Genomic DNA, 24,153 nt, shown 5'->3' on the forward strand with positions numbered 1-24,153 from the left:
AATAATTTCCCTGATGGATACCCTTGTTGCCGACCCACCCGTTCTGCGCCCGCACTATCAGCTGTCGGACAGCCTGTGGGCATCCTCGGGCGCCATCTTCCTGACCGGGACCCAGTCGCTGGTGCGTCTGCTGTTGATGCAGCGCCAGCGTGATGCGGCCCGCGGCCTGAACACGCAGGGCTTCGTCAGCGGCTACCGCGGCTCGCCGCTGGGCATGGTGGACCTGGCGATCTGGAAGGCCGGCGAGCGCTTCAAGGACGCCGGCATCCGCTTCGTGCCGGCCATCAACGAGGAGCTGGCGGCCACCCAGGTGCTGGGCACGCAGCGGGTCGAGTCCGACCCCGAGCGCACGGCCTGCGGCGTGTTTGCGCTGTGGTACGGCAAGGGCCCGGGGCTGGACCGCGCGGGCGACGCGCTCAAGCATGGCAACGCCTACGGCTCGTCACCGCATGGCGGCGTGCTGGTGGTCGCAGGCGACGACCACGGCTGCGTCTCGTCGTCGATGCCGCACCAGAGTGATCACGCCTTCATGGCCTGGAGCATGCCGGTGCTGCAGCCGGCCTGCGTGGCCGAGTACCTGGAGTTCGGCCTGTACGGCTACGCGCTGTCGCGCTACTGCGGCGCCTGGGTCGGCATGGCGGCGCTGTCGGAGATCGTCGAGAGCGCCAGCACCGTGGACCTCGACCTGGTCAACGCGCGCGTCGCCGCCTGGGTCGATGCCGACGCGGTGCGCGCCGCCACCGGCCACCGCGAGCCCGCCGACGGCCTGCACTACCGCTGGCCCGATTTGCCCTCGCTGCGCATCGAGTCACGTCTGGCCGACAAGCTGCAGGCGGTGGCCGCATTCGCGCGCGTCAACAGCATCGACCGCCACGTGATCGAGAGCCCGCACGCCACGGTCGGCATCATCACCTGCGGCAAGGCGCACTACGACCTGCTGGAAGTGCTGCGCCGGCTCGAGATCACGCCGGCCAGCCTGGCGCGGGTCGGCGTGCGCCTGTACAAGGTCGGGCTCAGCTTTCCCGTCGAGCCCACGCGCATCCAGGCCTTCGCGCAGGGCCTGCGCGAGATCCTGATCGTCGAGGAGAAGGGCGGGGTGGTCGAGACGCAGTTGCGCGACCTGTTCTACAACGCGCCGCCCGGTGCGCGCCCCGCGCTGGTGGGCAAGCAGGACCGCGCTGGCCGCCCGCTGGTGTCGGCGCTGGGCGAGCTGCGCCCGTCACGCCTGATCGAGCTGGTCGCGCACTGGCTGGCCGAGCACTTCCCGAACAACAGCGACCTCGGGGACCATCTGCAGCATGTGCGCGACTTCACACCGCCGGAGCTGCTCAGCAACGCGAGCGACTCGGTCAAGCGGCTGCCCTACTTCTGCGCCGGCTGCCCGCACAACACCAGCACCAAGGTCCCCGAAGGCTCCACCGCGCGCGCCGGCATCGGCTGCCACTTCATGGCCAACTGGATGGACCGCAGCACTGCCGGCCTGATCCAGATGGGCGGCGAGGGCGTCGACTGGGTCTCGCATTCGATGTTCACCAAAACGCCCCATGTGTTCCAGAACCTGGGCGACGGCACCTACTACCACTCGGGCTACCTCGCGATCCGCCAGGCGGTGGCGGCGAATGCCACGATCACTTACAAGATCCTGTACAACGACGCGGTCGCAATGACCGGCGGCCAGCCGGTGGACGGCGTGATCAGCGTCGACCGGATCGCGCGCCAGGTCGAATCCGAGGGCGTCAAACAGGTGGTCGTGGTCAGCGACGCGATCGACAAATACGATGCCATCAAGGGCCGTTTTCCGGCCGGCACCGAATTCCACGACCGCAGCGAACTCGATGCGGTGCAGCGGCGCCTGCGCGAGGTGCCGGGCGTGACCGTGCTGATCTACGAGCAGACCTGCGCCGCCGAGAAGCGCCGGCGCCGCAAGAAGGGCGAGCTGCTCGACCCGCCCCGGCGCCTGTTCATCAACGAGGCGGTATGCGAGGGCTGCGGCGACTGCACGGTGCAGAGCAACTGCGTGGCGGTGCTGCCGACCGAGACACCGTTCGGGCGCAAGCGCAAGATCGACCAGACCAGCTGCAACAAGGACTACTCCTGCGCCCGGGGCTTTTGCCCGAGCTTCGTCAGCGTCACCGGCGGCGCGCTGCGCAAGAAGAGCGGTGCGCTGGCGGCCGGCCGGGACGCCTTCCTGCGGGGCGTGGCGGCCTTGCCGCGGCCCGCCGCGCATGGGTGGGACGCGCCGTATGACCTGCTCGTCACCGGCGTCGGCGGCACCGGCGTGGTGACGGTGGGCGCGGTGATCGCGATGGCCGCGCACCTGGAGGGCAAGTCCGCCAGCGTGCTCGACTTCATGGGCTTTGCGCAAAAGGGCGGCGCGGTGCTGAGCTTCGTGCGGCTGGCCGACACGCCCGAGCGGCTGAACCAGGTCCGCATCGACACCCAGCAGGCCGACGCGATCCTGGCCTGCGACATTGTGGTCGGCGCCTCGCAGGACGCGCTGCAGACGGTCCGGCACGGCCGCACCAAAGTCCTGGCGAACGTGCACGAAATCCCCGTGGCCGAATCGCTGCGCAACCCCGACGCCGAACTCCAGGTCGCACTGCTGCTGGAGAAGATGCGCTTCGTGGCCGGCGCCGGGCAGGTGGAGACCTTCGACGCGCAGACCCTGGCGGAGGAATTCCTTGGCGACACGCTGGCGTCCAACATTCTCGCCATGGGCTATGCGTGGCAGCGCGGCCTGGTGCCGCTGAGCCTGGAGGCGCTGACGCGCGCGATCGAACTCAACGGCGTGGCGGTGCCGGCGAATCAGATGGCCTTCTCGCTGGGCCGCATGGCCGCCGGCGACCCGCCGGCGCTCGAGCGCATGCGCAGCGCGCCGGCGGAGGGGCCGCTTGACGAATCGCTGGACGCGCTGGTCGCGCGGGGCGTGGCGCATCTGGGCGGCTACCAGAACGCCGCCTGGGCCCGGCGCTTCGAGGCGCGCGTGCGCAGCGTGCGCCAGCGCGAGGCCGCTCTGGCCGGCGCCGATCCCGCGCTGCCGCTGGCCTGCAACGCCGCGCGCAGCCTGCTCAAGCTGATGAGCTACAAGGACGAATACGAGGTGGCGCGCCTGTACACGGACGGCAGCTTCGCGCGCCAGCTGTCGGCACAGTTCGAGGGCGACGTGAAGCTCGAGTTCCACATGGCGCCGCCCTTGCTGTCACGACCGAGGAATGGCCAGCCCCCGGCCAAGATTCGTCTGGGCGGCTGGATGCTGCCCGCCATGAAGTGGCTGGCGCGCGGCAAGGCGCTGCGCGGCACCGTGTTCGATGTGTTCGGCTACAGCGCGGAGCGGCGCCTGGAGCGCGCGCTCATTGCACAGTTCGAGGCGCGCCTGGACGAATTGGGGGCCGGCCTCACGCCCGCCAACCAGGCGCTGGCCGCGCAGATCGCGGCGCTGCCCCTGAGCATTCGCGGCTACGGCCACATCAAGATCGCGAACCTGGCGCTGGCGCGCGCGCGCGAGGCCGAACTGCTGCATCGCTTTGACCCGAAGCGCTACCCGAAGCCGCCCGCGCAAACGGGCGCCGGGCAGTTGCGCGGCATCGCGATCGTGGCGCGCTGAGCCGCCCTTATTTGGGTCGGCCGTAGTGGGCGGTGAAACTGGCCTTGGCGATCGTGTTGCCGTTGATCATGAAGCCGGTCAGGGCTGCCGTGGCGTCGGCCGGCACGTCGAGCTTGTCGGTCCCCAGCGCATACACGGTAAACACGTAGCGGTGCGGCTTGTCGCCCGGCGGCGGGCATACGCCGCCCCAGGCATTGGCGCCGTAGTCATTGCGGCCCTGCACCGCGCCGGCAGGCAAGGTGGTGCTGTTGGCCGCGCCGGCGTTGCCCGGCAGTTCGGTCACGCCAGCCGGGATGTTGATCACCATCCAGTGCCACCAGCCCGAGCCGGTCGGCGCGTCCGGGTCGTGCACCGTCACGGCAAAGCTCTTGGTGCCCTTGGGCGCGCCGCTCCAGCGCAGGGCCGGTGACTTGTTCTCGCCGGCGCAGCCGAAGCCGTTGTACTCGAAGCTCTTGGGAATGGTGCCGCCGGCCGGGATGTCCGGGCTGGACAGCGTGAAGCCGGCCGCCTGCGCGGACGGCACGGCCAGCGGTGTGGCCAGGCTGACGGCGCCGAACACGGCAGCGGCGAGCGATGAGCGCGGAATATGTTGCATGAGGCCTCCTGAAGGGTTGAGCCCCGCATCATCCCGCGTTTTTCGCCTCAGCTCAAATGCTTGCCCACGATGCCGGCCAGTTCGAACATGGTGACCTGGTCCTTGCCGAACACGGGCTGGAGCTTGGCGTCGGCGTTGATGGCGCGCTTGTTTTGCGCGTCCTGCAGGCCGTTGGCCTTGATGTAGTCCCACAGCTTCTTGATCACCTGGGTGCGCGCCACCGGCTCCGCGCCGATGACGGCGGCCAGCGCCGCGCTCGGGGTCAGGCCGGCGCCGGGCTTGGCGGCCGACTTGCGCGGTGTTTTGGCGGCCGGGCTCTTGGTCACGGCTTTCTTGGCGGGGGCCTTGGCCGCGACCTTGCGCGCCGTCTTGGCCGGCGCGGCCTTGGCGGCTGCCGCCTCGGGCGCGGCCGTTTTGGCGGCTGTCTTGCGCGGCGGGAACTTGGACGGGGCGAACTCGAAGTTGACCTTGCCGGCCTCCTTGTCCCACGCGAGGAAGGCCTTGAAGGCGCGGCGCGTGCGCATGGAGACGAACTTGTCGAGCAGGTCGGTCTTGCCGCTCTGCAGCAGCTTGCTCATCTGCTCGCGCACCACGGGCTGCTGCAGGATGATCTGGCCGCTCTTGAAGTCGCACGTAGGCGTCGCCTGCGCAGCAGTGGGCACTGACTTTTCGCAAACATAGCTCTTGCCATGCTCGAACACGGCGCTGCCGCACTTGGGGCAGGGGCCGAGCGAGGTCTGGCCTGAGAAGTCGACCAGCTCGCCGGTCTCGGCGTTCTTGTCGTCGCCGAAGTCGAACTCCAGCTTGAAGTTCTTGGTCTCCTCGTCGAACTTGAGCACCATCTCGGCCGTGAACGGCCAGCCCGCCTTGGAGCGGAAACCCTCCAGCGGGCCGATCTTCCTGTCGCGCAGAAACTGCTCGACCTCGGCCACCTCGAAGGTGCGCCCGGCCGGCGTCTTGCCGAACGAGAAGCCGCAGGCGTCCGTGCCCGTGCCGCTCTTGCCGGTGCAGGTGTAGCGGCGGTAGTTTTCCTTCACCACGCCGCCGCAGTTGGGGCACGGCGCCTGCAGCGTCGCGTAGTCGCCCGGAATGGTGTCGCGGTCGTATTCCTTGGCCTTCTTGACCATGCGTTCGGTCATGGCGGCGATCTCGGCCATGAAGGATTCGCGGCTCAGCTTGCCGTGCTCCATCTGCGCCAGCTTGTATTCCCATTCGCCCGTCAGCTCGGCCTTGGACAGCTCCTCCACGCCGAGACCGCGCAGCAGCGTCATGAGCTGGAACGCCTTGGCCGTCGGGATCATCTCGCGGCCCTCGCGCAGCATGTATTTTTCGTTGATCAGGCCTTCGATGATGGCCGCGCGCGTGGCCGGCGTGCCCAGGCCCTTTTCCTGCATGGCCTCGCGCAGCTCGTCGTCGTCCACCAGCTTGCCGGCGCCTTCCATTGCGCCCAGCAGCGTGGCCTCGGAGTAGCGCGCCGGTGGGCGGGTTTTCAGGCCACGGGGCTCGACCGTCTCGGCGCGCACCATTTCGCCCGGCTTCACGGGCACCAGGCTCTGGCCCTTGTCGCCGTCTTTGGCGTCGGCGACCTCCTCGGCCGCTTCCTTGCCATAGATGGCGAGCCAGCCCGGCCTGACCAGCACCTTGCCTTCGGTCTTGAAGCTGTGACCGACGGCCGCCGCAGCGCCGGGCCGCCCCAAGCCAGGTGCCGCCCCCTCGGGGGGCAGCGCAGTGCGCGCAGCGACAAGCGTGGGGGCAACAGTTGTTATGCGAGTGGTGACCAGGTATTCGGCACTCGGGAAAAACACCGCCATGAAGCGGCGCACCACCAGGTCGTACAGTTTCTGTTCGGCCTCGGACAGGCCATGCGGCGCCTGCAGCGTGGGGATGATGGCAAAGTGATCGCTCACCTTGGCGTTGTCGAAGATGCGCTTGCTGGGCTTGACATAGTTGCCCTTGAGCGCCGTGGCCGCATGGGGCGCCAGGTGTTTCATGCCGCTCTCCGCCAGCATCTCGAAGGTTTGCTTGACCACCGGCACGTAGTCCTCAGGCAGCGCGCGCGAGTCGGTCCGCGGGTAGGTCAGCGCCTTGTGCCGCTCGTACAGGCTTTGCGCGATGGACAGCGTGGTCTTGGCCGAGAAGCCGAACTTGCCGTTGGCCTCGCGCTGCAGCGAGGTCAGGTCGAACAGCAGCGGCGAGGCCTGCGTCGTGGGCTTGCTCTCCTCGGTAACGCTGGCGGCCTTGCCGCGCACCGCGTCGGCAATGGCTTGGGCCTCCCGCTGCGACCAGACGCGGTCCGCCCTTTTTTCGGCGTCGTCGACATCGCGCTTGTGTGCCGGGTTGAACCATTTGGCCGGGTATTCGCCGGCCTCGGCCCCAAAGCTAGCATGCACCTCCCAGTAGTCGCGGCTGATGAACTTGCGGATCTGCTCCTCGCGCTCCACCACCACCGACAGCGTGGGCGTCTGCACCCGCCCGACCGTGGTCAGGAAGAAGCCGCCGTCGCGCGAGTTGAAGGCGGTCATGGCGCGCGTGCCGTTGATGCCGACCAGCCAGTCGGCCTCGGAGCGCGAGCGCGCCGCGTCGGCCAGCCCCTGCATCTGCTTTTCGCTGCGCAGCTGCGCGAAGCCGTCGCGAATCGCCTGCGGCGTCATCGACTGCAGCCACAGGCGGCGCACCGGCTTGCCCAGCGGCTTGGCGCCACCGGCGTACTGTTCGATCAGGCGGAAGATCAGCTCGCCCTCGCGGCCCGCGTCGCAGGCGTTGATCAGTTCGGTCACGTCCTTGCGCTTGGCGAGCCGGACCACGGCATTCAGCCGGGTCTTGGTTTTCTCCACCGGCTTGAGGTCGAAGTGCGGCGGGATCACCGGCAGGTGGGCAAAACTCCATTTGCCGCGCTTGACGTCGAATTCCTCGGGCGCCTGGATCTCCAGCAGATGGCCGACGGCGCTGGAGACGATGTAGCTGTCGCTCTCGAAATACTCGTCGTGCTTGTCGAACTTGCCGGCCGTGGGCGTGAGTGCGCGCACGATGTCCTGCGCGACCGACGGCTTTTCTGCAATGACCAATGTTTTATTGAAAGCTTCGCTTTTCATCTGACTACAATCCAGTTCTCTCGCGGGCGCGCAGGCGCCCGCACATGCACACGTGGGCGCACGCGCCCACACATGAATTCACCATACCAAATTTTCAGCCGTGCCCAAAAACCCGTCGTTTGCATCAGGCCGCCGCATTCAAACCCGCCGCTCGGGGGTGCACGGCAAGGGCGTGTTCGCCGTGCAGGACATTGCCGAGGGTGAGACCATCATCGAGTATGTGGGCGAGGTGGTGACGTGGAAGGCCGCGCAGGCGCGCCATCCACACGATCCCAAGGATCCGAACCACACGTTTTACTTTCACATCGATGAAAAGCACGTGATCGACGCCAAGTTCGGCGGCAACTCCTCGCGCTGGATCAACCACTCGTGCGATCCGAACTGCGAGGCCGACGAAGAGGGCGGGCGCGTCTTCATCAAGGCGCTGCGCAACATCGCGGCGGGCGAAGAGCTGAACTACGATTACGGCCTGATCATCGACGAGCGCTACACGCCCAAGCTCAAGGCCGAGTACCCGTGCTGGTGCGGCGCGAAGAACTGCCGCGGCACGCTGCTGGCGCCCAAGCGACGAAGGAGTTGAAGCCATGAGCACACAGGTCATTGCCTGGCCCACGCAGGCCATACAGGCGGCGGTGGCGCCGTCGCTGCCGGGTTTTGCGGTCGAGGTGCTGTCCGAGATCGACTCCACCAACACCGAGCTGATGCGCCGCGCCCGGGCCGGGCGCATGGCGCCGGTGCTGCTGCTGGCCGAGCAGCAAACGGCGGGGCGCGGGCGGCTGGGGCGGGACTGGCAGAGCCAGCGGGGCGAGTCGCTGACGTTCTCGCTCGGCCTGCCGCTGGCGCCGGCGGACTGGTCCGGGCTGTCGCTGGCGGTGGGCATCAGCGTGGCGGAGAGCCTGCACCCGGACATCCGCCTGAAGTGGCCCAACGACCTGTGGCTCAGCGATGCGCGCGGCGAGCGCAAGCTGGCCGGCATCCTGATCGAGACCGCCAGTTTTGGCGAGCTGCGCTACGCCGTGATCGGCGTGGGCCTGAACATCACGTCTCGCGACGGCGCCGGTTTGGCCACGCCTCCTGGCGGGCTGCAGGAGCTGCTGCCCGGCGTGGACGCGCCGCAGGCTCTGGCGCGCGTGGCGGCGCCGCTGGTGCAGGCAGTGCAGGCTTTTGAGGCGCTGGGTTTTGCGCCGTTCCAGGCCCGCTTCAACGCCCGCGACGTGCTGCGCGACCGCGAGGTCAGCGTCAGTGACGGCCAGGGCGGCGAGACCCGCGGCAGTGCCCACGGCGTGAGCGAGACCGGCGCGCTGCTGGTGCACACCAAGGCCGGCATGCAGCCAATCACCAGTTCCGAAGTCAGCGTGCGCCCCCTGCACTAGCGCGCAGATCCGTCCGCCTGCTGCCGTGCTGAGACTGCTTGCCCTGCTGCTGTTGCTGGCCAATGGCGCCTACTTTGCCTGGTCGCATGACTGGCTGCGCCTGTATGGCATGGGGCCCGTACAGCAATCCGAGCCGCAGCGCGTGGCGCAGCAAATCAGGCCGCGGGACCTGCTTTTGTTGAAGGACGGCGCAACCCCGGCCGCCACGGCGTCTGCACCGGCTGGCACGCAGGGCTCGATACCCTGAAAATGGCAGCGGCCGGCAAAGCGCTGCAAGTCTGCCCCCGAACTACTTGAAACGGAATCCACCATGCCACTGAAGCTCTACTACGCCCCCGGCGCCTGCTCTTTCGTGCCCCACACCCTGCTGGAAGCCACGGGCGAGCCCTACGAGCCCTTGATGGTCAAGATCCACAAGGGCGAAAACTACGAGCCGGCCTACCGGAGCGTCAACCCGCGCAGCCAGGTGCCGGTGCTGGTCGATGACGGCGAGGTGATCACGCAGATCGTGGCCATCGTGACGTACCTGGCCGAGCGCTTTCCGGGTATGGGGTTTTTGCCCGCCGAGCCGCTGGCCAAGGCGCGGGTGCTGGAAACGCTGGCGTGGATGAACAACACCGTGCATCCCACCTTTACCCATATCTTCATGCCGCAGAAGTTCGCCGACAACCCGGCCGTGCATGGCGACCTGAAGCGCTACAACACCCAGCTGTACCGCGGCATGCTGGGCGAACTGCAGGCGCTGGTGGCGGCGGCCCAGGCGCGCGGCTGGGCCTGGCTCGGGGGCGAGCGCTTCGGCCCGCTCGACGCCTATGCGCTGACCCTGCTGCGCTGGGGCAGCATCGCGGGCATCGATCCGGCCGGTTTCCCCGTGCTGTGGGCCGCCGTGCAGCGCACCGCCGCGCTGCCGCACGTGGCGCGCGTGATCGAGCGCGAGCGGCTGCAACTCAATCTGTATCGACCAGGGTAGTAGAGCCCCCACGCTTGTCGCTGCGCGTACTACGCTGCCCTCCGAGGGGGCTGAACTGGCTCGGGGCGGCCCTTCGCGGCGTTCATGTCGTAAAGCGCACGCTGAAGCGCGCGCCGGGCGGCATCTGTCCGGGGTGCGCATCTTCCAGGCTGACCGCCGCGCCATGCTGGCGCGCGATCTCGAGCACGATGGGCAGGCCCAGGCCGGAGCCGTCGGCCTCGCTGCCCAGCACGCGGTAAAAGGGCTGGAACACCAGGTCCTGCTCCGCCAGCGGAATGCCCGGACCCGAATCCTCCACCTGCAGCAGCAGCACCTTGCCGAAGGTGTCGGCCAGCACGCGCGCGGTGACCACCCCGGGGTGCTCGGCGCTGGACGGCGTGTAGTTGATGGCGTTGTCCAGCAGATTGCGGATCAACTCCGTGAGCAGCGTGGCATTGCCCTCGAGCAGCACGCCCGGCGCGGCGGGCTGCGCGCCCTCGTAGCCCAGGTCGATGCGCTTTTCCAGCGCACGCGGCAGGCAGTCCTGCACCGCGTCCATGGTCAGGCGCACCAGGTCGCAGGGCTGGCGTGCAAGGCTGGCGCCGCTGCTCTCGGCGCGCGCCAGCGCCAGCAGCTGGTTCACGGTGTGCGTGGCGCGGATGCTGGAGCGCCCGATCTGGCGCAGCGACTGCTTGAGATCGTCCGTGGAGCCCTCGCGCAGGGCCATGTCGGCCTGCATGCGCAGGCCCGCCAGCGGTGTCTTGAGCTGGTGCGCGGCATCGGCCAGAAAGCGCTTTTGTGTCGCGATCGAGTCCTTCAGGCGCGTCAGCAGGTCGTTCACGGACGACACCAGCGGCGCCACCTCCAGCGGCACGGCCTTGTCGTCGAGCGGGCTCAGGTCGTCCGGGCGGCGCGCGCGAATGCGCTCTTCGAGCTGGCTCAGCGGCTTGATGCCACGCACCAGCGCCAGCCACACCAGCAGCACGGCCAGCGGCAGAATGGCGAACTGCGGCAGCATCACGCCCTTGATGATCTCGGTGGCCAGCACCGAGCGCTTCTCGCGCGTCTCGGCCACCTGCACCAGCGCGGGCTGGGCCCCGGGCAGACCCAGAGCGACCTGGACGTAGGCAATGCGCACGTCCTGTCCGCGCATCTCGCCGTCGCGCAGACGCACGTCGCCCACGGGTGGTCTTTCCTCGTCGGTCGGCATCGGCAGGTCGCGCTCGCCGCTCAGCAGTTCGTTGCGCGGGCCGAGCACCTGGTAGTACACCTGCACGTCGTCGTCGGCGCGCAGCAACTCGCGCGCCGGCTGCGGCAGGCTGAACTGCGCCTGCTGGTTCTGCACCGAGACCAGCTGCGCCAGCGCCTGCACGTTGTATTCCAGAGCGCGGTCGAACGGCCGGTTGGCAATGCCCTGCGCCACCAGCCAGGTCAGTGCCAGGCTGACCGGCCACAACAGCAGCAGCGGCGTGAGCATCCAGTCGAGGATTTCCCCGAACAGCGAACGCTGCTCACGCTGGAACAGTTTCACGTGAGCGACGCCGGGCCGTCCCAAGGCGCGAAGGCCCCCTCGGGGGGCAGCGGCCACACGCAGTGAGGGAGCGTGGGGGCCATATTCACGGGATTTTTTCAAGGCAGTAGCCGAGGCCACGCACGGTGGCGATGCGGATCGGGCCCTTCTCGATTTTCTTGCGCAGGCGGTGGATGTAGACCTCGATGGCGTTGTTGCTCACCTCCTCGCCCCACTCGCACAGGCGCTCGACCAGTTGGTCCTTGCTGACGAGACGCCCGGCGCGCTGCAGCAGCACCTCCAGCAGGCCCAGCTCGCGCGCCGACAGCTCCACCATCTTGCCGTCGATCGTGGCCACACGGCCCGCCTGGTCGTACACCAGCGGTCCGTGCTTGATGGTGCTGCTGGCGCCGCCCATGCCGCGGCGCACCAGTGCGCGCACGCGCGCTTCGAGCTCCTGCAGCGAAAAGGGCTTGGCCATGTAGTCGTCGGCGCCATAGTCCAGCCCCTTGACGCGTTCTTCCACGCTGTCGGCCGCGGTCAGGATCAGCACCGGCAGCGCCGAGCCGCGCGCGCGCAGCTTCTTCAGCACTTCAAGGCCATGCATTCTGGGCAGTCCGAGATCCAGGATCAGCAGGTCGAACTCGTTGTTGGTCAGCAGCGCCGCGTCCGCTTCGGTGCCGCTGGCCACATGGTCCACGGCAGCGCCCGAGGCGCGCAGCGTGCGCAGCAGGCCGTCTGCCAGCACCTGATCGTCTTCGGCAATCAGAATCCGCATGCATGTCTCCGGTTAGGCGCTTTGGTGGGGTCGGCGCACTTGTGGGCAAATTCTAGGCCCGTGCCGGCTTCCAGGCCGCATAAATCTCCAGCCCGATCATCGCCACGGTCGCCACCTCAGGGCCCACGTCGGCGCGGAATTCGGCCTCCGCCTGCACCACGGCGTGCCGGAAGGCCTGCAGCCAGTCCAGCCCGGTAGGCGTGAACCGCACCAGCCGCGCGCGCGCATCGCGCGAATCGGGCGCGCGCGTGACCAGCCCCCAGGCCTCGCACTGGTCCACCAGCTGGCCCATGGCCTGTTTGCTCATGCCCGCGCGCTCGGCCAGCTCGGTCAGGCGCGAGCCCTGCAGCGACAGGTGGCGCGTGATGTGGATGTGGGCCGCGCTGACCTGGCCGCGCGCCGCCAGATTCGACAAGGCCAGCGGCACCTCGATGTTTTGCGCCATCAGCTGCAGCACGCGCTCGTCGAAACGGCGCATCGCGTGGCCCAGCAATCGGCCCAGATGGGTTTGCCGCCAGCCGTCTTCCGCCGGGGGATGCGGTGGATTTTCAGTCATCGGTCAATGGTAAATCAAACTGACTAAAAATCGCGTTTACTTTATTCGACCCGCCACGTTAAACTACTGTTCAAGCATCCAGCCTGTCGTTAACAACAGAAATCACGGCACTGGACGCCCCGAGCCCAATGGCTCATTAACCGTTGATTTTCAAGGAGTTTCCCATGGATGCACCCGTCAAGGGCCTCGCCCCCACCAGCGAAAAAGCCAAGGCCCTGCAGGTCGCCCTGGCCCAGATCGAGAAGCAGTTCGGCAAGGGCACCATCATGCGGCTGGGCGAAGGCGAGGTGATCGAGGACATCCAGGTGGTCTCCACCGGCTCGCTCGGGCTCGACATTGCGCTGGGCGTCGGCGGCCTGCCGCGCGGGCGCGTGGTGGAAATCTACGGTCCGGAATCGTCGGGCAAGACCACGCTGACCCTGCAGGTCATCGCCGAGATGCAAAAGCAGGCAGGCACCTGCGCCTTTGTCGATGCCGAGCACGCACTCGACATCCAGTACGCGCAAAAACTCGGCGTGAATCTGCAGGACCTCTTGATCAGCCAGCCCGACACCGGCGAGCAGGCGCTCGAAATCGTGGACAGCCTGGTGCGTTCGGGCGCGGTCGACCTGATCGTGGTGGATTCGGTCGCCGCGCTCACGCCCAAGGCCGAGCTGGAAGGCGAAATGGGCGACAGCCTGCCCGGCCTGCAGGCGCGGCTCATGAGCCAGGCGCTGCGCAAGCTCACCGCCCACATCAAGAAAACCAACTGCATGGTGATCTTCATCAACCAGATCCGCATGAAGATCGGCGTCATGTTCGGCAGCCCCGAGACCACCACCGGCGGCAACGCGCTCAAGTTCTACGCCTCGGTGCGGCTCGACATCCGGCGCATCGGCACGATCAAGAAGGGCGACGAGGCGATTGGCAACGAAACCCGCGTCAAGGTGGTGAAGAACAAGGTGGCGCCGCCGTTCAAGACCGCCGAGTTCGACATCCTGTTCGGCGAAGGCATCAGCCGCCATGGCGAGATCATCGACATGGGGGTGGAGGCGCGCATCATCGAAAAATCCGGCGCCTGGTACGCCTACAACGGCGAGAAGATCGGCCAGGGCCGCGACAATGCGCGCGAATTCCTGCGCGAGAACGCCGCGCTCTCGGCCGAGATCGAGAACAAGGTGCGCGAGTCGCTGGGCATTCCGCTGCTGGCCGAAGCCGTCGATGCTGCCGTATCCGAAAAAATCAAGGCTTAAATCAGCCTCCAGCCCATGCCCCACCTGCGCAGGGCGCTACTGATTTAATAGTACTGGGGACTTGATGGCTTTTGCTGCCCCGTCTCTCAAAGGCCGCGCGCTGCGCCTGCTCGGCCAGCGCGAGCATTCACGCGCCGAGCTGGAGCGCAAGCTGACCCAATACGAGGAAGAACCCGGCACGCTGGCGCGCGCACTCGACGAGCTCGCGGCGAAGGACTTCATCAGCGAGGCGCGCGTGGTCGAGTCGGTCCTGCACCAGCGCGCGCCGCGCCTGGGCGCGATGCGCGTACGCCAGGAGCTGGTGCAAAAAGGCATCGCGCCCGAGGCCATTGCCCAGGCCGTCGCCGCCCTGCAGGCCACGGAGCTCGAGCGCGCGCACGAAGTCTGGCGGCGCCGCTTCGCCGCGCCGGCGCAGGACGCTAGCGGGCGCGCGAAACAGGCGCGCTTCCTGCTGGCGCGCGGATTCGCGGGGTCGGTAGTGGCGAAGGTGCTGCGCGGCGCGGAGCCAGATGAATAGACGGAGCCCCTCTGCGCCTTCTCCCTCTCCCTCTCCTTCTCCCTCTCCCTCTGGGAGAGGGCACCTTCTCTTGAAGAAGCTGAAGCTCAGAGCCCGAGCATCAGCTTGAGGTTCTGCACCGCGGCGCCGCTCGCGCCCTTGCCCAGGTTGTCCAGCCGGGCCACCAGCACAGCCTGGCGCAACGCTTCGTTTCCGAACACGCGCAGCTCCATCTTGTTGGTGTCGTTGAGCGCCATGGCTTCGAGTTTGGTCGCCTCGCCCACCGGCTCGACCGTGACCCAGTGTTCGCCATTCGCCGCCGGCTCGCTGGCCGCGTAATGCCGCGCCAGCGCATCGTGCAGGTCGGCCACCTTCGGTTGGCCCGGCAGCAGGTCCAGATGCAGCGGCAACTCGACCAGCATGCCCTGCTTGAAGTTGCCCACTGAGGGCACGAATATCGGCCGGCGCGTGAGGCCGGTGTACTTCATGATCTCGGGCAGGTGCTTGTGCTGGAGGTTCAGCGCATAGGTCTCGAACAGCGGCGCGTGGCCGCTCTCATAGGCCTCGATCATGCTGCGCCCGCCGCCCGAGTAGCCGCTTACGGAGGGCAGCGTCAGCGGGAAATCCCTGGGGATCAGGCCCGCATCGACCAGCGGGCGAATCAGCGCGATTGCGCCCGTGGCGTAGCAGCCGGGGTTGGCCACGCGCTCGGCGTGCATCACGGCCTCGCGCTGCCCCACCACCAGTTCCGGAAAGCCGAAGACCCAGCCCGGCGCCGTGCGGTGCGCCGTCGAGGCGTCAATGATTTTCGGGCCTTTTCGCCCTGTAGCCCTTGCCAGGTCATCGATCATCGCTACAGATTCAATAGCGGCGCCGTCGTGCAGGCAAAGCACCACCAGGTCCACCGTGCCCATCAGCGCGCGCTTCGCGGCCGGGTCTTTGCGCAATTCGGGGGCGATGCTGACCAGCTCGATCTGCGGCATCTGCTGCAGCCGCTCGCGGATTTGCAGGCCAGTGGTGCCGGCCTCGCCGTCAATAAAGATTCTGGGCATTGGGTGCTCCTGCCAACGTGTTCATGAATACACTGTATGCCCGCGCCGGGTTTGGTGCATTGCAACATGATACAGTTCACAGCTGCCAAGTCCATCGTCCGCTGCGCGGCCATCGCCGCCGTATCCAGGACCAAAACCATCCATTCCTGAGAGAGACCTCATGAAGATTCACGAATACCAAGGCAAGGAAATCTTGCGTCAATTTGGTGTGCCGACGCCGCGCGGGATTCCGGCGTTCACGGTGCAGGAGGCGGTGGAAGCCGCGCAAAAACTGGGCGGCCCGGTGTGGGTGGTGAAGGCCCAGATCCACGCCGGCGGGCGCGGCAAGGGCGGCGGCGTCAAGCTCGCGCGCTCCATCGACGAGGTCAAGAAACTGGCCGGCGAAATCCTCGGCATGCAGCTGATCACGCACCAGACCGGCCCCGAGGGCCAGAAGGTGCGCCGCCTGTTGATTGAGGACGGCGCCGACATCAAGAAGGAATATTACGTCTCGGCCGTGACCGACCGCGCCTCGCAGCGCGTGGCCATGATGGCCTCGTCCGAGGGCGGCATGGACATCGAGGAAGTGGCGCATGCCACGCCCGAGAAAATCATCAAGGTGTTTGTCGATCCGGCCGCGGGCCTGACCGACGCGCAGGCGACCGAACTGGCGAACGGCATCGGCGTGCCGGCCGGCTCGACCGCAAAGGCCGTCGATGTGCTGCAAAAGCTCTACAAGTGCTACATGGAAACCGACGCCTCGCTGGTCGAGGTGAATCCGCTGATCCTGGAGGGCAACGGCAACATCAAGGCGCTGGACGCCAAGTTCAACTTCGATCCGAATGCGCTGTTCCGCCACCCCGAAATCGTGGCCTACCGCGACCTTGACGAAGAGGACCCGGCCGAGATCGAAGCCAGCAAGTTCGACCTCGCCTACATCTCCCTGGACGGCAACATCGGCTGCCTGGTGAACGGCGCGGGCCTGGCGATGGCGACCATGGACACCATCAAACTGTTCGGCGCCGAGCCGGCCAACTTCCTGGACGTGGGCGGCGGCGCGACCCCCGAGAAGGTCACCGAGGCCTTCAAGATCATGCTGAAAAATCCCAAGGTCAAGGCCATCCTGGTCAACATCTTCGGCGGCATCATGAAGTGCGACACGATCGCCACCGGCGTGATCACGGCCTGCAAGGCCACCAACCTGGGTGTGCCGCTGGTGGTGCGTATGAAGGGCACCAACGAAGAGCTGGGCAAGAAGATGCTGGCCGAGTCCGGTCTGCCCATCATCAGCGCCGACACCATGGCCGAAGCGGCGCAAAAAGTGGTGGCTGCCGTCAAATCTTGAAGCTTTGCGGGACAGACCGCAGGCCGCGCAGCGGACCAGCTCTGTCCTCAACTGACTAGGAAAACATCATGTCGATCCTCATCAACAAAGACACCAAAGTCATCACCCAGGGCATCACCGGCAAGACCGGCCAGTTCCACACCGAGAAGTGCCAGGAATATGCCAACGGCAAGAACTGCTTCGTCGCGGGCGTAAATCCCAAGAAAGCGGGCGAGTCGATTTTCAATATCCCGATCTACGCCTCGGTCAAGGAAGCCGCGGACAAGACGGGCGCGACCGTGTCGGTGATCTACGTGCCGCCCGCGGGCGCCGCCGCCGCGATCTGGGAGGCCGTGGAGGCCGACCTGGACCTGGCAATCTGCATCACCGAGGGCATCCCGGTGCGCGACATGCTGCTGGTGCGCAACAAAATGCGCGCCAAGGTGGCGGCCGGCGGCAAGGAAACCCTGTTGCTCGGCCCGAACTGTCCCGGCCTGATCACGCCGGACGAAATCAAGATCGGCATCATGCCCGGCCACATTCACCGCAAGGGCCGCATCGGCGTGGTCAGCCGCTCCGGCACGCTGACCTATGAGGCGGTGGCGCAGTTGACCGAAATCGGCCTGGGCCAGTCCAGCGCGGTCGGCATTGGCGGCGACCCGATCAATGGCCTCAAGCACATCGACATCATGCGGCTGTTCAATGACGACCCGGACACCGACGCCGTCATCATGATCGGCGAAATCGGCGGCCCGGACGAAGCCGAAGCCGCGCGCTGGTGCAAGGACCACATGAAAAAACCCATCGTCGGCTTCATCGCCGGCGTCACCGCCCCGGCAGGCAAGCGCATGGGCCATGCCGGCGCGCTGATCTCGGGCGGCGCCGACACGGCCGAGGCCAAGCTGGCCGTGATGGAAGAGTGCGGCTTCACGGTCACGCGCAACCCGTCCGAGATGGCCAAGCTGCTCAAGGCGCTGCTGTAAGCCGGCAGGCCGTGTCGTAAGCAATATTACGAACCGGCAGGCGGTGATCCGGCCGCTAGACTCCAGACAGGACCAGGAAGCGCCCGAACCGCAAGTGACGGGCGCTTTTTGCATTGACAAGCACCGGAGCACCCCATGGAGTTACTGCAAAGCCTTGATTTCTGGATCGGGTTGATCGAGATCATCTGGATCAACATCATCCTGTCCGGCGATAACGCCGTGGTCATTGCGCTGGCGGCGCGCTCGCTGCCGCCAAAGCAGCAGCAAAGGGCCATCGTGTTCGGCTCGGGCGCTGCGGTCGTGCTGCGCATCGCGCTGACCGTGGTGGCCGCCAAGCTGCTCGCGCTGCCCTATCTGCAAATCGTCGGCGGCTGCCTGCTGCTGTGGATCGGCGTGCAGTTGCTGGGCGAAGAGGAAGAGGGCGAAGGCGAGAGCAAGACCTATGGCAGCCTGCTGGCGGCGGTGCGCACCATCCTGATTGCCGACCTCGTGATGAGCCTGGACAACGTTATTGCCGTGGCCGCCGCCGCGCAGGGCAGCATGGTCCTGTTGATCTTCGGGCTGGCCATCAGCATTCCGCTGGTGGTGTTCGGTGCGTCCCTGATGGTCAAGCTGATGGCGCGTTTCCCCTTCATCATTACCGTGGGTGCGGCCCTGATCGGCTGGGTGGCCGGCGAGACCATCGTCGGCGATGCGGTCCTGAAGGGTGTGTTGGCGGCCGCCCCATGGCTGCATTACGCCGCCGGCGCGGCGGGCGCATTGTTCGTGGTGGGGGTTGGCAAGGCGCTGTCGGCGCGTAGCCACGCCGCGCCGGCCGCCGGCTGAATGCCCGCCGCCTCGGCCGGCGGCGGCACTTTTGCAACAAGTCGCGGGGCCGCCCTGTGAAGTTTCTTGTTTGCCGCCAGCGCCTCTGGTAACGTGCTGAAACAAGTATTTGCTGTCTGCATGGTCGCCGCCATGGGACCAGCCGGATGCAGTGGACAAAAGGCGGCCCGTTGATTTACCAGTTTTGCGCACATACCGACCCGGGTCTCGTCCGGGGCAACAACGAGGACTCCGTCACGTTCGACGCGTCATCGGGGCTGGCCGTGCTGGCCGATGGCATGGGCGGCTACAACGCGGGCGAAGTTGCCAGCGCCATGGCCACGACTTTCATTCGCTCCGAACTGGGGCGCTGGCTGACCGAGGCGGGCCAACAGACCGCTGCCCGTGATGTGCGCCGCGCCATGGAGATTTGTGCAGACCATGCCAACCGCGCCATCTTCAACGCAGCCAACGCCAACCCGCAGTACGCGGGCATGGGCACCACGCTGGTGGTGGCTGTGTTCCAGGGCGAGCGCCTCATGCTCGGGCACATTGGCGACTCGCGCTGCTACCGCCTGCGCGAGGGCCTGCTCGAGCGCATCACCCGGGACCACTCGCTCTTGCAGGAGCAGCTCGATGCCGGCCTGATCACGCTCGAGGAGGCGGCCGGCTCGCTGCACAAGAACCTCATCACCCGGGCGCTGGGGGTCGAGGACACCGTCCTGCTCGAGGTCAAAGAGCTTCGCACCGCGCCAGGCGACCTTTACCTCTTGTGTTCGGACGGGCTGTCGGACATGATGGACGAGGAAGACATTGCGGCCATCCTGCGCACGGACGCGGCGCTGCCGCAAATGGCGACACGGTTGATCGACAACGCCAACGCCAACGGGGGGCGCGATAATATTTCAGTGCTGCTCGCCCAGCGCAACGACAACTTTACAAAACGGGGCTTGATTTCCAGAATGCTGGGAAACTAGCCATTGATCCCAGCGGGCCACACAGCCATTACAGAAACAGGAGCCGGCCATGCCGAAAATGATCGTGTCGATCGACGGTGTCGTCATCAAGGAATTTCAGCTGACCAAGGACCGCACGACGCTGGGCCGGCGGCCATATAACGACATCGTGATCGACAACCTGGCCGTCAGCGGCGAGCACGCTGCCCTGCAGATGGTGGGCGGCGAGGTTTACCTCGAAGACCTCAACAGCACCAATGGCAGCTACGTCAACGGCAAGTCGATCAAAAAGCAGTTGTTGCAAAACAACGATACGGTCGAAGTGGGCAAGTACAAGATTCGGTTCGTGAATGAAACCGCCGGTGCGACGCCCGACAAGATCGCGGCGATGCAGCCGGCAGCGTCCGCTGCCATGACGCCGCCAGCCTCGGCCCCGGCCCCCGTTGCGGTGGCTCCCGCCGATGTGGACCTGCGCCCGGGTGCTGCCATCAAGGTGCTGTCAGGCGCAGCGGCCGGGCGCGAGGTGCAGCTGGTCAAAGTCGTCACCACCATCGGCAAGCCCGGCGTCGCGGTCGCGGCCATCACCCGGCGCCCGCTCGGTTTTGTCGTTGCGCACGTCGAAGGCGCCAGCGTGCCGACCCTCAACGGCATTCCCGTCAGCGGCGCGCCCGTCGCGCTCAAAAACGGCGACCTGCTGGAGCTGGCCGGCACGCGGATGCAGTTCATGCAGGCCTGAGGCGGTACCGCCCAGGGCGGCCAGGCGCGCCGGCCCGGGGCTTTGCCCTACGGGCGGCCCGATTTAAAGCGCATTAATGCCAACAAATACCTTTACCGGCGCCATTCAGAGCGAGTAGCCTTGAACATCTTGCCGCCATTCGATCCCGCAGGGGCTGGCGCAACCCGTTTCAAAACCAGGTAACCACACAGCAAGGGCTTGCATGAAGGTGCGCGTATTGGGCTGCTCCGGCGCCATCGCCAAAGACTGCCGAACCACGTCTTTTCTGATCGACGACGACGTGCTGATCGACGCGGGCACCGGCGTGGGCGACCTCACGCTGGCCGAGATGTACCGCATCGATCACGTGTTCCTGACGCATTCACACCTGGACCACATCGCGGCGCTGCCGCTGATGGTCGATGCGGTGGCCTCGCGCCGCAGCACGCCGCTGCAGATTCATGCATTGGCCGGCACCATCGAGGCGCTCAAGACCCACGTGTTCAACGACGTCATCTGGCCCGATTTCACGCGCATTCCCTCGCAGCAGGCCCCGCTCGTCAGCTTTCATGAGCTGGCCATGGGTCAGATCCTGTCGATCAACGACAAGCAGATCGAAGCCCTGCCGGCCGCCCACACCGTGCCGGCCGTCGGCTACGCTGTCAGCGCCGGCGGCCGCGCCTGGGTTTTCTCGGGCGACACCGAGCGCAACCCGCCGTTCTGGCAGCGGCTGAACCAGCTCGACGTGGCGATGCTGATCATCGAGACCGCGTTCAGCAACCGCGAAAAAGCGGTGGCGCTGCGCAGCCTGCACCTGTCGCCGGAGGTGCTGGCCGACGAGTTGCGCGGCATCGCCAAAGGCAAGTGCTACCCCATCTACATCACCCACACCAAACCCGCCGAAACCGAGCTCATCATGTCCGAGGTGACGCGCTTCGACCAGACCCGGCCGTTCGGCCCCGGGGTCAGTCACGACATCCGCTGGCTCGCTGCCGGCCAGGAGTTCGAACTATGAGCGCAGTCTTGCCCCCGCCCGTCGACAAGGACGCCGAGCAGGCGTTTTTCGACTCGCAGCGGCTGCCGCCCGAAAAGCGCGGCGTCACCTTCGAGGTGCTGTTTTTCCGCCAGCTCCAGCAGGTCACCACGCGCATTCATGAAACCGAGAACCTCGACCAGATCATGCTCGAGGTCAGCGACGACATCTGCAAGCTGTTCAACGCCGACCGCCTCACGCTGTATGCCGTCAACGAAGACCGCAGCGCCATCGTCTCGCGCTTCAAGACCGGCCTGAACACCACGGGCGCGCTCAAGCTGCCCATCAGTGCGCAAAGCCTCGCGGGCTACGTGGCCTTCAGCCAGCAGCGGCTCAACATTGCCGACGTGTACGACGCCGCAGCGCTCAAACGCATCGACCCGCAGCTGAGCTTCCTCAAGGAAGTCGACAAACGCTCGGGCTACCGCACCAAGCAGATGCTGGTGGAGCCCATCCTCGATGGCGCCACGCTGTATGGCGTGCTGCAGGTCATCAACAACCACAGCGACGCGCCGTTCGGCGCGCTCGAACTCGAAGGCGCCAAGCAGCTGTGCAAGACACTGGCCACCGCCATTCGCCAGCGCCGGCAAAAGGCGCAGGACGCGCGGCGCAGCAACAAGACCACGCCGTACGACGGCCTGGTGGCCGATGGCGTGCTCAGTGACGCCGAGCTCGCGCAATGCATGCAAAAGGCCCGCGAACAAGGGCGCCCGGTGGAGCATGTGCTGGTGGCGGCGTACCACCTCCAGCCGGCCCAGATCGGCGCCTCGCTGGCCCGGTTTTTCGGCGTGCCCTACGAGCCGCTCAGCCCCGGGCGCATCCGCTCCGAGATGCTGCACGGCTCGCTCAAGCGCGAATTCCTGGAGCAGCAGGGCTGGATTCCGCTCGAAGAATCGCCCGACGGCCTGGTCGTGATGTGCCTGGACCCCGAGGCCGTGCGCGGTTCGCGCGTGGTGCCGCAGGTGTTTCCGCGTGCGCGCAAACTGGCCTGGCGCGTCACCACCCAGACCGAGTTCGACGAAACCCTGGCCCAGCTGTTCGGCAGCGCCAGTGACGAGGGCGGCTCCATCGACCAGTTGCTGGCCGACCTCACGGCGCCCATGGACGACGACGGCACCGAAGACTCGCTGGAGTCCGCCGCCGCCGACAACGAGCTCGTCAAGTTCGTCAACAAGGTCATCATCGACGCCTACAACCAGAAGGTGTCGGACATCCACATCGAGCCCATGCCGGGCAAGGCCAAGACCGGCATCCGCTTTCGCATCGACGGCATCCTGGCGCCCTACATCGAAGTGCCGGCGCATTTTCGGCAGGCCATGGTCACGCGCCTGAAGATCATGTGCGACCTCGACATCTCCGAGCGCCGCAAGCCACAGGACGGCAAGATCAAGTTCAAGAAATACGGCCCGCTCGACATCGAGCTGCGCGTCGCCACCATTCCCTCGGCCGGCGGCGTGGAAGACGTGGTCATGCGGATCCTGGCCGGCGGCGAGCCCATTCCGCTCGACAAGCTGGGCCTGACGCCGCACAACAAGGCGCGGCTCATCAAGACCATTGAAAAACCCTATGGCCTGTTCTATGTCTGCGGCCCCACGGGCTCGGGCAAGACCACCACGCTGCACTCCATCCTCAAGCACCTGAACACGCCCGAGACCAAGATCTGGACCGCCGAAGACCCGGTCGAGATCACGCAAAAAGGCCTGCGCCAGGTGCAGATCAACAAAAAGGCCGGCATCGACTTCGCGCTCATCATGCGGGCCTTCCTGCGCGCCGACCCCGACATCATCATGGTCGGCGAGTCGCGCGACAAGGAGACCGTGTCCATGGGCGTGGAAGCCTCGCTCACCGGCCACCTGGTGTTCTCCACGCTGCACACCAACTCGGCGCCCGAGTCCATCACGCGGCTGCTCGACATGGGCATGGACCCGTTCAACTTCTCCGATGCGCTGCTCGGCATCCTGGCGCAGCGCCTCGCGCGCAAGCTGTGCGACTGCAAGCAGGCCTACGAGCCCACCTCGGCGGAAATCAACGATTTCATCAAGGAATATGCCGACGAACTGTGCCACACCGTGGCCTGGAAGCTGGATGCCGGCGGCGAGGCGCAAAAGCTGCTGGAAGCCTGGACCGGGCAGTACGGCAAAGACGGCAAGCTCACTTTCTACCGCGCCGTGGGCTGCGACAAATGCAATCAAACCGGCTACAAAGGCCGCGTCGGCCTGCACGAACTGCTGATTGCCGACGACATCCTGAAGAAGCTGGTGCAAGAGCGCGCCCGCGTGTCCGAGATCTTCGCCGCCGCGGTCGAGAGCGGCATGCGCACCCTCAAGATGGACGGCATGGAAAAGATCATGCTGGGCATGACCGACCTGAAACAGGTGCGCTCGGTCTGCATTAAGTGACGAAAATTGTCAGTCCCCTGGTCTGAGTGGGTCAAAAACGGTCGATCTGGAGCCGCCAAAGCGTGAAAAGGTTCACAAAAAAGCGGGATGGACGCCCTGGCACGCAACCTGCTGTAACTTATTGGCATTTCGGTTTCCTTTCGTTTCAACCAAGGAGTTTTTCATGAAGCGTTCCATGCAGAAGGTTCAACAGGGTTTCACCCTGATCGAGTTGATGATCGTCGTCGCGATCATCGGCATTTTGGCGGCCGTGGCACTGCCGGCGTATCAGGACTACACGGTCCGCGCGAAGGTGACCGAGTTGATTCTGGCAGCTGATACTTGCAAAAACGCCATCACAGAATCATCTCAGACGGGTTTGACCACTGCACCCGGAGCTAACGGCTTTGGTTGCGAAAGCGCGTCTGCCACGTCTCACTACGTTGCTTCGATTGCAACCGACGCAACCGGAGTGATCACCGTCCTGGCGCAGAACATCAGTAGTGCCGTCCCTGCTACGGCCGGTATTACTTTGACGCCTTACTCCGATGCCGCACTGAGCAGCCAGATGGCCGCTGCTGGCTATGTCTCGGGTACCAACACCCCTGTGGCCGGGTGGAAGTGTGCTGGAAACGCCACGATGCTGCAGAAGTTCCTTCCTTCCAGCTGCCGTAGCTAAGCACCCATCGTCTGAATCAATCCTTTGACGGAAGCCGCCTTCGGGCGGCTTTTTTACTGCAATTG

General features: G+C 66.2%; 21 protein-coding genes. 15 read left to right on the forward strand and 6 right to left on the reverse strand.

The annotated features are described in order from the left end of the window. The first annotated feature begins 13 nt into the window (after nucleotides 1-13). Nucleotides 14-3,604 carry an indolepyruvate ferredoxin oxidoreductase family protein gene (locus B0E49_RS08410; RefSeq protein WP_077561745.1) on the forward strand — a complete coding sequence of 1,197 codons (3,591 nt, stop codon included), beginning with the start codon at nucleotides 14-16 and terminating at the stop codon, nucleotides 3,602-3,604. 7 nt (nucleotides 3,605-3,611) lie between these two features. Here the strand turns inward: B0E49_RS08410 and B0E49_RS08415 are convergent, their stop codons facing one another. Both B0E49_RS08415 and B0E49_RS08420 read right to left on the reverse strand, forming a co-directional pair. Further along, a complete protein-coding gene (locus B0E49_RS08415) occupies nucleotides 3,612-4,199 on the reverse strand; it encodes a YbhB/YbcL family Raf kinase inhibitor-like protein (protein ID WP_077561746.1) in 588 nt (195 codons plus the stop codon). Between the two features lie 47 nt (nucleotides 4,200-4,246). Further along, the gene (locus B0E49_RS08420) at nucleotides 4,247-7,291 is read right to left on the reverse strand and encodes a DNA topoisomerase III (RefSeq protein WP_077561747.1); all 3,045 of its coding nucleotides are present in this window, start codon (nucleotides 7,289-7,291) and stop codon (nucleotides 4,247-4,249) included. A 100-nt stretch (nucleotides 7,292-7,391) separates the two neighbouring features. Between B0E49_RS08420 and B0E49_RS08425 the strand changes: the two genes are divergently transcribed. The 4 genes from B0E49_RS08425 (at nucleotide 7,392) to B0E49_RS08440 (ending at nucleotide 9,634) form a co-directional block, all read left to right on the forward strand. Beyond that, complete coding sequence (locus B0E49_RS08425; protein ID WP_077561748.1) at nucleotides 7,392-7,871, forward strand: SET domain-containing protein; 480 nt, start codon at nucleotides 7,392-7,394, stop codon at nucleotides 7,869-7,871. Between the two features lie 4 nt (nucleotides 7,872-7,875). Beyond that, nucleotides 7,876-8,664, forward strand: coding sequence for a biotin--[acetyl-CoA-carboxylase] ligase (locus tag B0E49_RS08430; RefSeq protein WP_077561749.1), 789 nt, complete (start codon nucleotides 7,876-7,878; stop codon nucleotides 8,662-8,664). A gap of 25 nt (nucleotides 8,665-8,689) precedes the next feature. Next, nucleotides 8,690-8,911, forward strand: coding sequence for a hypothetical protein (locus tag B0E49_RS08435; protein ID WP_077561750.1), 222 nt, complete (start codon nucleotides 8,690-8,692; stop codon nucleotides 8,909-8,911). Between the two features lie 63 nt (nucleotides 8,912-8,974). After that, a complete protein-coding gene (locus B0E49_RS08440) occupies nucleotides 8,975-9,634 on the forward strand; it encodes a glutathione S-transferase family protein (protein WP_077561751.1) in 660 nt (219 codons plus the stop codon). A gap of 82 nt (nucleotides 9,635-9,716) precedes the next feature. Here B0E49_RS08440 and B0E49_RS08445 read toward each other — a convergent pair whose 3' ends face one another. The 3 genes from B0E49_RS08445 to B0E49_RS08455 all read right to left on the reverse strand — a co-directional run bounded on the left by B0E49_RS08445 (nucleotide 9,717) and on the right by B0E49_RS08455 (nucleotide 12,457). Continuing rightward, on the reverse strand, nucleotides 9,717-11,144 hold the full coding sequence (locus B0E49_RS08445; protein ID WP_077561752.1) for a sensor histidine kinase: 1,428 nt from the start codon (nucleotides 11,142-11,144) through the stop codon (nucleotides 9,717-9,719). Between the two features lie 85 nt (nucleotides 11,145-11,229). After that, entirely contained in the window at nucleotides 11,230-11,901 is a 672-nt protein-coding gene (locus B0E49_RS08450; protein ID WP_077561753.1) for a response regulator, read from the reverse strand. A gap of 52 nt (nucleotides 11,902-11,953) precedes the next feature. Further along, a complete protein-coding gene (locus tag B0E49_RS08455) occupies nucleotides 11,954-12,457 on the reverse strand; it encodes a MarR family winged helix-turn-helix transcriptional regulator (protein ID WP_077561754.1) in 504 nt (167 codons plus the stop codon). 164 nt (nucleotides 12,458-12,621) lie between these two features. Between B0E49_RS08455 and recA the strand changes: the two genes are divergently transcribed. Then, nucleotides 12,622-13,689, forward strand: a complete 1,068-nt coding sequence (gene recA, locus B0E49_RS08460; RefSeq protein WP_077561916.1) for a recombinase RecA — start codon at nucleotides 12,622-12,624, stop codon at nucleotides 13,687-13,689. A 64-nt stretch (nucleotides 13,690-13,753) separates the two neighbouring features. Further along, nucleotides 13,754-14,206, forward strand: coding sequence for a recombination regulator RecX (recX, locus tag B0E49_RS08465; protein ID WP_077561755.1), 453 nt, complete (start codon nucleotides 13,754-13,756; stop codon nucleotides 14,204-14,206). An 86-nt stretch (nucleotides 14,207-14,292) separates the two neighbouring features. Here recX and argC read toward each other — a convergent pair whose 3' ends face one another. Further along, the gene (gene argC, locus B0E49_RS08470) at nucleotides 14,293-15,237 is read right to left on the reverse strand and encodes an N-acetyl-gamma-glutamyl-phosphate reductase (protein WP_077561756.1); all 945 of its coding nucleotides are present in this window, start codon (nucleotides 15,235-15,237) and stop codon (nucleotides 14,293-14,295) included. Between the two features lie 160 nt (nucleotides 15,238-15,397). Here argC and sucC point away from each other — a divergent pair, with 160 nt between their 5' ends. From sucC to B0E49_RS08510, 8 genes are all read left to right on the forward strand, one after another. Further along, nucleotides 15,398-16,561 carry an ADP-forming succinate--CoA ligase subunit beta gene (sucC, locus tag B0E49_RS08475; RefSeq protein ID WP_077561757.1) on the forward strand — a complete coding sequence of 388 codons (1,164 nt, stop codon included), beginning with the start codon at nucleotides 15,398-15,400 and terminating at the stop codon, nucleotides 16,559-16,561. A gap of 68 nt (nucleotides 16,562-16,629) precedes the next feature. Then, complete coding sequence (sucD, locus tag B0E49_RS08480; protein ID WP_077561758.1) at nucleotides 16,630-17,523, forward strand: succinate--CoA ligase subunit alpha; 894 nt, start codon at nucleotides 16,630-16,632, stop codon at nucleotides 17,521-17,523. 135 nt (nucleotides 17,524-17,658) lie between these two features. After that, nucleotides 17,659-18,348: a TerC family protein gene (locus tag B0E49_RS08485; protein ID WP_077561759.1), complete on the forward strand. Its 690-nt coding sequence runs from the start codon at nucleotides 17,659-17,661 to the stop codon at nucleotides 18,346-18,348. A 170-nt stretch (nucleotides 18,349-18,518) separates the two neighbouring features. After that, complete coding sequence (locus tag B0E49_RS08490) at nucleotides 18,519-19,304, forward strand: Stp1/IreP family PP2C-type Ser/Thr phosphatase (protein WP_077561760.1); 786 nt, start codon at nucleotides 18,519-18,521, stop codon at nucleotides 19,302-19,304. Between the two features lie 49 nt (nucleotides 19,305-19,353). Next, entirely contained in the window at nucleotides 19,354-20,019 is a 666-nt protein-coding gene (locus tag B0E49_RS08495; RefSeq protein WP_077561761.1) for an FHA domain-containing protein, read from the forward strand. Nucleotides 20,020-20,221: 202 nt separating this feature from the next. After that, nucleotides 20,222-21,013: a 3',5'-cyclic-nucleotide phosphodiesterase gene (locus B0E49_RS08500; RefSeq protein ID WP_077561762.1), complete on the forward strand. Its 792-nt coding sequence runs from the start codon at nucleotides 20,222-20,224 to the stop codon at nucleotides 21,011-21,013. Next, a complete protein-coding gene (locus tag B0E49_RS08505; RefSeq protein ID WP_077561763.1) occupies nucleotides 21,010-23,430 on the forward strand; it encodes an ATPase, T2SS/T4P/T4SS family in 2,421 nt (806 codons plus the stop codon). Before B0E49_RS08500 ends, B0E49_RS08505 begins: the two co-directional genes overlap by 4 nt. Before the next feature lie 163 nt (nucleotides 23,431-23,593). After that, complete coding sequence (locus tag B0E49_RS08510) at nucleotides 23,594-24,088, forward strand: pilin (RefSeq protein WP_286137884.1); 495 nt, start codon at nucleotides 23,594-23,596, stop codon at nucleotides 24,086-24,088. Nucleotides 24,089-24,153 lie beyond the last annotated feature (65 nt).

Source organism: Polaromonas sp. C04 (assembly GCF_002002705.1).
Taxonomy (GTDB): Bacteria; Pseudomonadota; Gammaproteobacteria; order Burkholderiales; family Burkholderiaceae_C; genus Rhodoferax_A.

Bases quoted from the DNA above. Each gene is read 5' to 3' on its own strand.
- B0E49_RS08410 (WP_077561745.1), top strand. From the start codon at position 14: ATGGATACCCTTGTTGCCGACCCACCCGTTCTGCGCCCGCACTATCAG.
- B0E49_RS08415 (WP_077561746.1), bottom strand. From the start codon at position 4,199: ATGCAACATATTCCGCGCTCATCGCTCGCCGCTGCCGTGTTCGGCGCC.
- B0E49_RS08420 (WP_077561747.1), bottom strand. From the start codon at position 7,291: ATGAAAAGCGAAGCTTTCAATAAAACATTGGTCATTGCAGAAAAGCCG.
- B0E49_RS08430 (WP_077561749.1), top strand. From the start codon at position 7,876: ATGAGCACACAGGTCATTGCCTGGCCCACGCAGGCCATACAGGCGGCG.
- B0E49_RS08440 (WP_077561751.1), top strand. From the start codon at position 8,975: ATGCCACTGAAGCTCTACTACGCCCCCGGCGCCTGCTCTTTCGTGCCC.
- B0E49_RS08450 (WP_077561753.1), bottom strand. From the start codon at position 11,901: ATGCGGATTCTGATTGCCGAAGACGATCAGGTGCTGGCAGACGGCCTG.
- B0E49_RS08455 (WP_077561754.1), bottom strand. From the start codon at position 12,457: ATGACTGAAAATCCACCGCATCCCCCGGCGGAAGACGGCTGGCGGCAA.
- recA (WP_077561916.1), top strand. From the start codon at position 12,622: ATGGATGCACCCGTCAAGGGCCTCGCCCCCACCAGCGAAAAAGCCAAG.
- recX (WP_077561755.1), top strand. From the start codon at position 13,754: ATGGCTTTTGCTGCCCCGTCTCTCAAAGGCCGCGCGCTGCGCCTGCTC.
- argC (WP_077561756.1), bottom strand. From the start codon at position 15,237: ATGCCCAGAATCTTTATTGACGGCGAGGCCGGCACCACTGGCCTGCAA.
- sucC (WP_077561757.1), top strand. From the start codon at position 15,398: ATGAAGATTCACGAATACCAAGGCAAGGAAATCTTGCGTCAATTTGGT.
- sucD (WP_077561758.1), top strand. From the start codon at position 16,630: ATGTCGATCCTCATCAACAAAGACACCAAAGTCATCACCCAGGGCATC.
- B0E49_RS08485 (WP_077561759.1), top strand. From the start codon at position 17,659: ATGGAGTTACTGCAAAGCCTTGATTTCTGGATCGGGTTGATCGAGATC.
- B0E49_RS08495 (WP_077561761.1), top strand. From the start codon at position 19,354: ATGCCGAAAATGATCGTGTCGATCGACGGTGTCGTCATCAAGGAATTT.
- B0E49_RS08500 (WP_077561762.1), top strand. From the start codon at position 20,222: ATGAAGGTGCGCGTATTGGGCTGCTCCGGCGCCATCGCCAAAGACTGC.
- B0E49_RS08505 (WP_077561763.1), top strand. From the start codon at position 21,010: ATGAGCGCAGTCTTGCCCCCGCCCGTCGACAAGGACGCCGAGCAGGCG.
- B0E49_RS08510 (WP_286137884.1), top strand. From the start codon at position 23,594: ATGAAGCGTTCCATGCAGAAGGTTCAACAGGGTTTCACCCTGATCGAG.